Below are 1,132 nucleotides of genomic sequence, written 5' to 3' on the forward strand. Positions count from 1 at the left end.
AGAAAGCCGCATCACTTGATGCGGCTTTTTTTATATCTAACTTTTATACCATCTACCGTAAATACGCGTTCAGAAATAGCAAAAATAAAAATGGCTGAGAGTGAGGCAAACATTTTCAATGACTCCTAACTCCACTTCAACTTTTTGCGAACTAAAAGCGGCGCAATTGCCTAGGCTCTGTTGACCAGAGATGATGAATAATGTCCGGTCATTTGCTCCAATTGGTATGGAGATTAGACCACCTTACCTAGTTATTAACACTCAACACAGCGCCTTATAAGCGAGCAGAGCATCACACCCTCCCTTCCTCACACATCGATACAGCCAAGATCAGCCCCTATCAGTAAAAATTAAATTATGTTTGCTTGCGAAGTGACGATCGTATTTTTCAAAGCAATGAAGATCTAGAATGGATAGGAAGTAATGCTGGTCACAATAACCAATTATATATAGCCCCTGAATAATCCAACAAAGCGTTTCGTGCTTTTTGATTAGGAGAAGTCAGTATTTGACTTCAAAACCAACAAGGGTGACAGCCCAAATAGTGAAGATAAGGCTGAAGATTGATATAAGCCGCAGACTGTCTGGGATTGCACACGACCGGGACTTATTCGTCCGAAGGGCGAAACATGCTCACATGAACGTAAAAAGCCCCAGTCTTTCGACTGAGGCTTCGTATAAGTGGCGGAGCGGACGGGACTCGAACCCGCGACCCCCGGCGTGACAGGCCGGTATTCTAACCAACTGAACTACCGCTCCGCATTGGTTAAACGTTTGAGTCTAATAAGAACCTGGCGATGTTCTACTCTCACATGGGGAAACCCCACACTACCATCGACGCTACTTCGTTTCACTTCTGAGTTCGGGATGGAAATCAGGTGGGTCCAAAGCGCTATGGTCGCCAAGTAAAATTCTTTTTTGTAAATGGTGCTGATACCCAGACTCGAACTGGGGACCTCATCCTTACCAAGGATGCGCTCTACCACCTGAGCTATATCAGCATTGTGGTATCTCTTAGGACCAAAAAAGCCCGCTTTCTTTACAAACGGACTCTTTAATCGTTGCTCACCTTTTTAAAGGTAAAGACAACTTTATTTCAGGTTTTGAAACCTAAAAATATTAATTTAAAGCC

The 1,132-nt window shown here is 43.6% G+C and carries 2 tRNA genes and 1 rRNA gene; all 3 read right to left on the bottom strand.

Annotation, left to right across the window (positions count from 1 at the left end):
* Window positions 1–682 precede the first annotated feature (682 nt).
* A tRNA-Asp gene (locus tag SU60_RS05520) sits at window positions 683–759 on the bottom strand.
* A gap of 30 nt (window positions 760–789) precedes the next feature.
* Window positions 790–906: ribosomal RNA gene (gene rrf / locus SU60_RS05525) — 5S ribosomal RNA — on the bottom strand.
* 19 nt (window positions 907–925) lie between these two features.
* Window positions 926–1,001 (bottom strand) — tRNA-Thr (locus SU60_RS05530).
* Window positions 1,002–1,132 lie beyond the last annotated feature (131 nt).

Source organism: Vibrio mytili, from assembly GCF_000830505.1.
Taxonomy (GTDB): Bacteria; Pseudomonadota; Gammaproteobacteria; order Enterobacterales; family Vibrionaceae; genus Vibrio; species Vibrio mytili.